The organism is Nocardioides sp. (assembly GCF_025964975.1).
Taxonomy (GTDB): Bacteria; Actinomycetota; Actinomycetes; order Propionibacteriales; family Nocardioidaceae; genus Nocardioides.
The window spans coordinates 23154-32456 of record NZ_JAOPXV010000011.1; the positions used below are offsets into that span (position 1 = coordinate 23154).

At 69.4% G+C, this 9303-nt stretch carries 8 protein-coding genes and 2 pseudogenes; 5 read left to right on the forward strand and 5 right to left on the reverse strand.

Translation table 11 applies throughout. From position 1 onward, the window contains the following. The first annotated feature begins 204 nt into the window (after positions 1-204). Together JWN68_RS00900 and JWN68_RS00905 are read left to right on the forward strand one after the other, a co-directional pair. Positions 205-1518: a PhoH family protein gene (locus tag JWN68_RS00900; protein ID WP_297733312.1), complete on the forward strand. Its 1314-nt coding sequence runs from the start codon at positions 205-207 to the stop codon at positions 1516-1518. Positions 1519-1896: 378 nt separating this feature from the next. Further along, the gene (locus JWN68_RS00905) at positions 1897-2553 is read left to right on the forward strand and encodes a lytic transglycosylase domain-containing protein (RefSeq protein WP_297733315.1); all 657 of its coding nucleotides are present in this window, start codon (positions 1897-1899) and stop codon (positions 2551-2553) included. Between the two features lie 58 nt (positions 2554-2611). Here the strand turns inward: JWN68_RS00905 and JWN68_RS00910 are convergent, their stop codons facing one another. From JWN68_RS00910 to JWN68_RS00925, 4 genes are read right to left on the reverse strand one after another with little or no spacing between them, the layout of a single operon-like run. After that, entirely contained in the window at positions 2612-3316 is a 705-nt protein-coding gene (locus tag JWN68_RS00910) for a class I SAM-dependent methyltransferase (RefSeq protein ID WP_297733317.1), read from the reverse strand. Next, entirely contained in the window at positions 3313-4707 is a 1395-nt protein-coding gene (locus JWN68_RS00915; protein ID WP_297733320.1) for a class II fumarate hydratase, read from the reverse strand. The genes JWN68_RS00910 and JWN68_RS00915 overlap by 4 nt, the downstream gene beginning before the upstream one ends. A 52-nt stretch (positions 4708-4759) precedes the next feature. Then, entirely contained in the window at positions 4760-5458 is a 699-nt protein-coding gene (locus JWN68_RS00920) for a hypothetical protein (protein ID WP_297733324.1), read from the reverse strand. Positions 5459-5474: 16 nt separating this feature from the next. Next, positions 5475-7172: a fumarate hydratase gene (locus JWN68_RS00925; RefSeq protein ID WP_297733326.1), complete on the reverse strand. Its 1698-nt coding sequence runs from the start codon at positions 7170-7172 to the stop codon at positions 5475-5477. A gap of 199 nt (positions 7173-7371) precedes the next feature. Between JWN68_RS00925 and JWN68_RS00930 the strand changes: the two are divergent. The 3 genes and pseudogenes from JWN68_RS00930 to JWN68_RS00940 all read left to right on the forward strand — a co-directional run. Then, positions 7372-7551: pseudogene (locus JWN68_RS00930) on the forward strand (CapA family protein); the annotation flags it as partial. 42 nt (positions 7552-7593) lie between these two features. Beyond that, on the forward strand, positions 7594-7872 hold the full coding sequence (locus JWN68_RS00935) for a M15 family metallopeptidase (protein WP_297733335.1): 279 nt from the start codon (positions 7594-7596) through the stop codon (positions 7870-7872). After that, the gene (locus JWN68_RS00940) at positions 7865-8440 is read left to right on the forward strand and encodes a DUF1707 domain-containing protein (RefSeq protein ID WP_297733329.1); all 576 of its coding nucleotides are present in this window, start codon (positions 7865-7867) and stop codon (positions 8438-8440) included. The genes JWN68_RS00935 and JWN68_RS00940 overlap by 8 nt, the downstream gene beginning before the upstream one ends. Positions 8441-8507: 67 nt before the next feature. Here JWN68_RS00940 and JWN68_RS00945 read toward each other — a convergent pair. Continuing rightward, positions 8508-9303 (reverse strand): annotated as a pseudogene (locus JWN68_RS00945) (hypothetical protein); the annotation flags it as partial.

Genomic DNA, 9303 nt, shown 5'->3' on the forward strand with positions numbered 1-9303 from the left:
GATATCGGCGGGTGGGGAAGCCTGCTGAATCGGAGGCCAGCTCGTGAGAACTCACGACTCATCGCAACACATCGGCTCACCGCCGAACACGGTGGACCTGTGCGCGTGGAGGGGCCGGCACTCCGGCCTGCCGACCCCCCGATCCGTGTGGTGAGCTCGGGCGGGCGAGGAGTGTGCGCGCCGTCCGGTGAGGGGTAGTCCACAGTGGCCGACAACGCTACGAAGAACCGCACCTATGTCCTCGACACCAGCGTGCTGCTGGCGGACCCCGGCGCACTGAAGAAGTTCGCTGAGCACGAAGTCGTCCTCCCGGTCGTGGTGATCACCGAGCTCGAGGGCAAACGGCACCACCCCGAGCTGGGGTTCTTCGCCCGCTCCGCGCTGCGCATGCTCGACGGCCTGCGCATCGAGCACGGCCGGCTCGACGAGCCCGTCCCCGTGGGCGACGAGGGCGGCACCGTGCGTGTCGAGCTCAACCACACCGACGCCGCATCGCTGCCGTCCGGGTTCCGACTCGGCGACAACGACACCCGCATCCTCGCCGTGGCGCGCAACCTGGCCAACGAGGGCTACGACGTCACGCTGGTCTCCAAGGACCTCCCGTTGCGGATCAAGGCCTCGGCCGTCGGGCTCGCGGCGGAGGAATACCGCGCCGAGACGATCAGCGACTCCGACACGGGCTACACCGGCATGACCGAGCTCGAGGTGAGCTCGACGGAGCTCGACGTGCTCTACGACGAGGGTGTGCTCGACCTCGAGGCCGGCCGCGACCTGCCGTGCCACAACGGCCTGGTGCTGCTCTCGGAGCGGGGTACGGCGCTGGGCCGGGTCGGTCCGGACAAGCAGGTGCACCTCGTTCGCGGTGACCGTGAGGCATTCGGCCTCCGGGGCCGGTCCGCCGAGCAGCGCCTGGCGCTGGAGATGCTGCTCGACCCCGACGTCGGCATCGTCTCCCTCGGCGGTCGAGCAGGCACCGGCAAGTCGGCGCTCGCGCTGTGCGCCGGCCTCGAGGCGACCCTCGAGCGTGGGCAGCACAAGAAGGTCGTGGTCTTCCGTCCGCTGTTCGCGGTCGGTGGACAGGAGCTGGGCTACCTCCCCGGCTCCGAGTCGGAGAAGATGAGCCCCTGGGGTCAAGCGGTCTTTGACACGCTCGGTGCCCTCACCACGCCCGAGGTGATCGACGAGGTGATGGACCGCGGCATGCTCGAGGTCCTGCCGCTCACGCACATCCGCGGTCGCTCCCTGCACGACGCCTTCGTGATCGTCGACGAGGCGCAGTCGCTCGAGCGCAACGTGCTGCTCACGGTGCTCTCGCGCATCGGGGCCGGCTCCAAGGTGGTGCTCACCCACGACGTCGCCCAGCGGGACAACCTGAGGGTGGGTCGCCACGACGGCATCGTCGCGGTGGTCGACAAGCTCAAGGGACACCCGCTGTTCGCCCACGTCACCCTCACCCGCTCCGAGCGGTCGCCCATCGCAGCGCTGGTGACCGAGATGCTGGAGAACGTCGTCCTCTGATCGCCTCATCGCTGGCAACGCCGAGCGGCGGCCCGTGCCTCAGACACGGGCCGTCTGCGGTGAGTCTGGTGGGACGCGAGGTCGCTCGCGAGGCGGTTGCACTGTGGCTGGTGGGCCGGATGTGGTCCGTGAGGCTGTGGCTTCCCATGTGGTTCACAACTTCTCCACAGATTCGGTGTTCGGTTTGCACGCCTCCTTCTGGTCCTGCATGGTGTGCCCGTGACCGTTTCGTGACCAACTCCGGCAACACCCCCGCGGGGACCGGCCGAACGGTCGGTGCGCTGCGCACCGACAGCCGTTCACGGCATCACTGGTAGGACCAGGCAAGCGCGCGCTGCACCACGTTCCCCCGTCGTCGACCCCCTCTGAGACCTCCCTGTGACGAAGTCTGACAAGTACGTCCCGAAGCACCGGGCTCCCGGCAAGCACAAAGCTGTCAGGACCGCCCCCCGACAAGCACTGCGCACCTCCCTCCTGCTCACCGGTGTGGCCGCTGCCGCCACCGGCGTGGCAGTCTCCAACGGCATCCTCGGTGCCCCGTCCGGGACCACCACCGCCGACCTCTCGGCCGCCGCGGCACAGGGTGCGGACACGATCGAGAAGAACGGCCTGCTGGAGCGCCGGGCGCAGACCGGACTCGTCTCCCGCTCGGACCGTCGCGGCACCACGGACGCCCGCAAGGTCGCCGCGCTGTCAGCCGGCAACGGCCCGGCGATCACCCGCACCGAGGACCTGTCGACCGCTGACCCGCGTGACATCGCCCGGGCCCTGCTGCCCGAGTTCGGCTTCGACGACTCCCAGTTCTCCTGCCTCGACTCCCTCTACGTCTCGGAGTCCGACTGGCGCGTCGACGCCGACAACCCCACGTCCTCGGCCTACGGCATCCCCCAGGCGCTCACCCAGCTCCACGACCTGCCGGCCGACTACATGACCTCGGCCGAGTCGCAGATCCGCTGGGGCCTGGGCTACATCCAGGACACCTACGGCACGCCCTGCAGCGCGTGGTCGTTCAAGGCCGCCAACGGCTGGTACTGAGGTCCGAGCACGATCTGCTCCATGGGCCTGACCGGCGGATCTGACCAGCGGGGTCAGCTCAGCGCGCCTCGAACACCGTGACGTGCCCGGCGTACTCACGCTCGCCCTCGAAGAAGGGCAGCTCGCCGGCGCCGGGGGCGGAGTCGAGATAGGCCTGCGCTGTGGCGTGGTCCGGAAAGACCGCGCGGGTCTCGAGGTCGTGGCGGCGGACGTCGGCGAAGCGCCGGCGCAGGACGGACTCGCCGGTCTCGCTGCTGAACTGGGTGATCTCGCGTGTCTTCCCGGCTTCGATGCGGAGCTCGGCGAGGTGGTCGTTGCCGTTGGTGACGGCCACGAACGTGCCACCCGGGCGCAGCACGCGGCGGACCTCGTTGAGGGCACGCTCGAGGTCACGGACGTGGTAGAGCATCCACCCGGCGAAGACCACGTCGAAGGACGCGTCCTCGAAGGGCAGGTAGCAGATGTCGGCCTCCCGGGCGTCGACGCCGCGGGCGGCGGTCATCTCGACGAAGCGCGGCGAGAAGTCGACGGCGACGAGGGTGACGCCGGGGAGCGCGTTGATCTGCTCGGCCATCACTCCGGTGCCGCAACCCACCTCGAGGACGTGGGCGTCGCCCACCAGCGCCCGGTCGATCGCGCGCAGGGCCTCGGTGGCCGGGTCGAGACCGTCGGTGGTCGGCTGCCACACGGCTCGGCGGGTCTCCAGGTTGGTCTCGGTCGCATACTGCTCGCGGACGTAGTCCGGGTCGTTCAGCTGGCTCATGGGTAGGTCATCCGTTCCACGTCGAGGGCGGCGTCGAGCTCCTGCTCGGTGAGGACGCCGCGTTCGACGTACCCCAGGGCCAGCACCGTCTCACGGATGGTCCTGCCGTCCTTCAACGCCTCTTTGGCGACCTTGGCGGCCTCCTCGTAGCCGAGGTGCTTGTTGAGCGGCGTCACCACGCTGGGGGAGGACTCGGCATAGGTGCGCATCCGGTCCGCGTCGGCGGTGATGCCGTCGACACAGCGGTGGGCCAGCAGCGTCGTCGACGTGGACAGGATCCGGATCGACTCGAGCAGGTTGCGGGCGATGACCGGCATCTGCACGTTGAGCTCGAAGTTGCCGCTGGCTCCCGCCCACGCGACCGCGGCGTCGTTGCCGATCACCTGGGCGCAGACCATGAGCGTGGCCTCGGGCAGCACCGGGTTGACCTTGCCCGGCATGATGCTGGATCCCGGCTGGAGGTCAGGCAGGTGGATCTCCGCGAGTCCGGTCGTCGGGCCCGAGGACATCCACCGCAGGTCGTTGCAGATCTTGGTGATGCCCACGGCGATGGTCCGCAGCACACCGGAGAGCTCGACCAGCGAGTCGCGCGTGCCCTGCGCCTCGAAGTGGTCGCGCGCCTCGGTGAAGTCCTGCCCGGTCGCTTCCGAGAGTGCCTCGATGACGGCGGCCGCGAAGCCGGGTGGAGTGTTGATCCCGGTGCCGACCGCCGTGCCGCCGAGCGGGAGCTCCCGGACCCGGGGGAGTACGGCGCCGAGTCGCTCACCGGCGTAGGCCAGCGTTGCGGCGTACCCCCCGAACTCCTGGCCGAGCATCACCGGGGTGGCGTCCATCAGGTGCGTCCGGCCTGCCTTCACCAGCCCCTTGAACTCGTCGGCCTTCGCCTCCAGCGAGCCCTGGAGCGTCGCGAGGGCAGGCAGCAGGTCCTTCACCACGGCCAGGGTGGCGGCGACGTGGATGGAGGTCGGGAAGGTGTCGTTGCTGCTCTGGGAGGCGTTGACGTGGTCATTGGGGTGGACGTCCACGCCGGCCTTGGCCGCGAGGGAGGCGAGCACCTCGTTGGTGTTCATGTTGGAGCTGGTGCCCGACCCCGTCTGGAAGACGTCCAGCGGGAAGTGGCTGTCGTGCTCGCCACCAGCCACTGCCGCGGCGGCCTCCCCGATCGCGGCCGACTGCTCCGGCGTCACCACGCCCAGGTCGCCGTTCGCGCGCGCCGCCGCCGCCTTGACCAGGGCGAGCGCCTGGATGTGTCGCCGCTCGAGGGTGGCGCCGCTGATCGGGAAGTTCTCGATCGCGCGCTGGGTCTGCGCTCGCCAGAGGGCGTCGATCGGGACTTCGACGTCGCCCATGGAGTCGTGCTCGGTCCGGGTGCCTGCGTTCGTCTCGCTCACCTGCTCGACGTTACTCGCGCGCGCCACCCCCCGAGAGGTGTGCTGCGGAGGCTCAGCGACGTGCGAGGAAGAGGTGATAGGTCTCCGGTCGCTCCTGCAGCAGGACGTCATGCACCTGCTCGTCGGCCTCCCCGAACACTGTGCGCATCGCGTCGAGGAGCTCGGGTGCCGCAGCGGCCGACCAGACCACCAGGACGCCGTCGGGGTTGAGGAGGTCGCGGCAGCGTGCGAGGAAGTCCGGCTCGTAGATGCGCTCGTTGGCCTCGTTGACGAGGTAGCCCGGACCGTTGTCCACGTCGAGCAGGATCAGGTCGTACGTCGAGCGTGCCTCCTCGATAGCCATCGAGATGTCGGCGTTGACGATCCTGACCCGCTGGTCGGCCAGGATGGCGCGTCCCTGCGGGACGGTGCCGTCGCGCATCCACCCGATGAGTGCGTCCTCGATCTCGACCACGGTCACCTGCTCCACCCGCGGGTCGGCCAGCACGCGATGCGTGGTGAAGCCGAGTCCGAGCCCGCCGACGACGACGTCGCGGGGGTCGGCGACGAGCTCCAGTGCTGCTGCGGCGAGGGCGATCTCGCTGCTGGTCTCGTGGGTGTCCATGACGAAGATGCCGTTGACCCGGAGCTCGAACACATCGGCTCCGAGCTCGTTGGTCCGGCGCCGGAGCACCACCTCGCCGCGCTCGGACTGCGAGCGCGCGATCTCCACGATCTCCACGATGTCCCTGTCCCTGTCCATGTCGGCCATGAAGCACCTCCGCCCGCTACTGCGCGGAGCGCACCCGGATGCCCGACAGCGGCACGTCGACGGCGCCCGAGGGGTCGGTGAAGAAGTCGTTGCCCTTGTCGTCCACGACGATGAACGCGGGGAAGTCCTCGACCTCGATCTTCCACACCGCCTCCATGCCGAGCTCTTCGTATTCCAGCACCGACACCGAGGTGATGCAGTCCTGGGCCAGCCGCGCGGCGGGTCCGCCGATGGAGCCGAGGTAGAACCCGCCGTGCGTGTGGCACGCCTCGGTGACCTGCTTGGACCGGTTGCCCTTCGCGAGCATCACCTTCGAGCCACCCGCGGCCTGGAACTGCTCGACGTAGGAGTCCATGCGACCCGCCGTCGTGGGGCCGAACGACCCCGAGGACATGCCGACCGGCGTCTTGGCCGGCCCGGCGTAGTAGACCGGGTGGTCACGGAGGTAGGACGGCATCTCCTCGCCCGCGTCGAGGCGCTCCTTGATCTTGGCGTGGGCGATGTCGCGCGCCACGACCAGCGGGCCGGTCAGGGAGAGACGGGTCTTGACCCGGTGCTTCGACAGCTCGGCCAGGATCGCGTCCATCGGCTGGTTGAGGTCGATCCTGACGACCTCGCCCGAGGCGATCTCGTCCGAGACGCCAGCACTGGGCATGTAGTGGGCCGGATCGGTCTCGAGCTGCTCCAGGAAGACGCCCTCGGCGGTGATCTTGCCCAACGCCTGGCGGTCGGCCGAGCACGAGACGGCGATCGCGACCGGGCAGGACGCGCCGTGACGGGGGAGCCGGACGACCCGGACGTCATGGCAGAAGTACTTCCCACCGAACTGGGCGCCGATGCCGAAGGACTGGGTCAGCTTGAAGACCTCCTGCTCCATCTCCAGGTCCCGGAAGCCGTTGGCGCTCATCGACCCGGTCGTCGGCAGGTCGTCGAGGTAGTGGGCGGACGCGTACTTCGCGGTTTTGAGCGCGTACTCCGCGCTCGTCCCGCCGATGACGACGGCGAGGTGGTACGGCGGGCACGCGGCGGTGCCGAGGGACCGGATCTTCTCGTCGAGGTAGGACAGCAACCGGGTCGGATTGAGGATCGCCTTCGTCTCCTGGAACAGGAACGACTTGTTGGCCGAGCCACCGCCCTTGGCCATGAAGAGGAACTTGTACTCGGGGGTCCCGTTCTCCGTCGGCATCGAGTACAGCTCGACCTGTGCCGGCAGGTTGGTGCCGGTGTTCGTCTCCTCGAACATCGTCAGCGGAGCGAGCTGGGAGTAGCGCAGGTTGAGCGTGGTGTAGGCGTCCTTGACCCCGGCGTTGATGGCCTCGGCGTCGTTGCTGCCGGTCAGGACCCCCTCTGATTTCTTGCCCATCACGATCGCGGTGCCGGTGTCCTGGCACATCGGCAGCACGCCGCCGGCTGAGATGTTGACGTTCTTGAGCAGGTCGAGGGCGACGAAGCGGTCGTTGCCCGACGACTCGGGGTCGTCGATGATCCGGCGCAGCTGTGCGAGGTGGGCGGGTCGAAGGTAGTGGCTGATGTCGTGCATCGCCTCGGCGGTGAGGCGGCGGATCGCCTCGGGATCGACCCGGAGGAAGGTCTGGCCGTCCGCCTCGAAGGTGCTGACCCCCTCGGTGGTCACCAGCCGGTACGGCGTCGAGTCGGTGCCGTTCGATCCGTGGCTGGGGAGGATGTCGGTGTAAGCGGTCTCAGCGTCGATCACAACCGCTGAGCCTAACGCGGGCGGATGCCGGCCGGGCACGAGGCACAATCGGTGAGCAGGACGACCGAAGGGACACGCGACGTGGGCGCAAGGGCGGCACGGCGGCGGGGCGCGCGGTCCACCGACATCGTGGTCGCCTTCCTGACCGCGACGGTGGTGCTGGTCATGACCGCGTGCACGGCACCCGGCTCGAGACCAGGACGGCCTCGCGATCGTCTACCTGCACTGGGGACGCGAGTACCAGTCGTGCCCCACCCTGCAGCAGCGCACGCTCTCCCGACTTCTCGCCGAGGCCGGTGTCGACGTGGTCCTCGGCAGTCATGCGCACGTGGTCGGGGGTTCCGGGTGGTCGGGCGAGACCTACGTGAGCTACGGCCTCGGCAACTTCGTCTGGTACCACGACCGGCAGCCCGACACGGGAGTGCTGACCCTGCGCCTGGACGCCGACGGCGTCGTCGACCCGCCGCCCGGCCCGATCAGGTCGGGCGAGCTGCCGGTCCTGGCGCTGGCCCGGCTGGGCTGGCGGTGGGGCGGGCAGTGGGTCACCGCCCAGGACTACCAGCACGTCGCGGCGCAGGACTTCAGGCGGCTCGCCGGTCGGTGGGGTGAGCCCATGGGTGGTGAGCTGGAGAACCGCAACGCGGCGGGGGACCCGAGCCGCATGCGTAATCTCGGACGCCGACCGGCACCAGGTGGCTGAGCTCCTGCGGACCGCGGCAGGCGCCGGTCGTCTCGACCTGGACGAGCTCGACGAACGTCTCGAGCAGGCCTTTGCCGCCAAGACCTACGCCGACCTGGTCCAGATCACCGCCGACCTGCACCCCGTGGCACCCGTCACGAGCTCGCTCCAGCCCAGGAACGTCTCCGGCTCGCCCGCCGTCATGACCGGTCACACCAGCTCGACGGCGATCATGGGCGACTGCAAGCGCCGCGGCGCGTGGCACGTGCCGGAGAGTCATGCCGCCTTCGCCCTGATGGGCAGCGTGCTCATCGACCTGCGCGAGGCGAGCCTCTCCAGCTACGTCACCACGATCAACGCCAGCGCGATCATGGGCGACGTCAAGGTGGTGGTGCCGTCCCACGTCAACGTCGTGGTGGACGGCACTGCGATCATGGGCGACTACGGCCACGGCAAGGACAAGGTGGCCGCCGACATCGGTCCCGACTCCCCGACGATCCGCGTCCGGGGGCTGGCCCTGATGGGCAGCGTCACCGTGACCCGACTGTTACCTCCCGGGACGCCGAAGAAGATCATCGGCACCTACTAGCACGCACAGCAACGGCGCCGGTCCCCATGGGATCGGCGCCGTTGCTGGTCTGGTCGAGCTGGCCGGCTCAGCGGCGGGGCATGTCGCCCGCCGCCGTGGAGCCGCCGGCGGCCGTCGACCCTCCCGCGGCAGTGGAGCCGTTGGTCGAGCCACCTGCAGACCCGGTGGCGGACCCGTCTGCGGAGTGGACCTCCTCGCCCCGGTCGGCCATCTGCTCGGCCTTGGCCGCGGCCGAGGGGTCCTCCCGCTCCGGGATGCGCCCAGCCCGGGAGAGGTCGACGGTGAGGTTCTCGCCGGTCGACGGGTCGAAGAGGTGGATCTGGGTGGCGTCGACCCAGATCTCCGCCTCGTCACCCTCGCTGATGCGACTGGAACCGTCGAGGCCGACGACGAGCTGGGTCCGCATCTGGTCGCCGTCGAGGTCCTTCTCGAGTTGGTTCAGCTGCTCCTGCACCTCCGGCGGTGCCTCGAACGGGATGTAGGCGTAGGCCTCGTTGCCGAGCCACTCGACCACGTCCACCTTGGTCCTGAAGGTGGAGCCCGTTGCCTTCGACGAGTCCATGACCGAGGCGTCCTCGAAGTGCTCGGGCCTGATCCCGGCGATGAGGAGTCCCTTGCCCTGCGCGTTCCTGGCCCGCTCCTCGGGGATCGTGACGGTGCCGAAGGGCATCTTCACCGTGGTGCCGTCCACCTCGGCCGGCACGAAATTCATCGGCGGTGAGCCGATGAAGCCCGCGACGAAGAGGTTGCCCGGGTTGGTGTAGAGCTCGCGCGGGGTCGCCAGCTGCTGGAGCACGCCGCGCTTCATCACCGCCACCCGGTCGCCCAGCGTCATCGCCTCCGTCTGGTCGTGCGTGACGTAG

Excerpts from the sequence above, each read along its gene's own strand:
- JWN68_RS00910 (WP_297733317.1), bottom strand. The coding sequence starts at position 3,316 with ATGAGCCAGCTGAACGACCCGGACTACGTCCGCGAGCAGTATGCGACC.
- JWN68_RS00920 (WP_297733324.1), bottom strand. The coding sequence starts at position 5,458 with ATGGCCGACATGGACAGGGACAGGGACATCGTGGAGATCGTGGAGATC.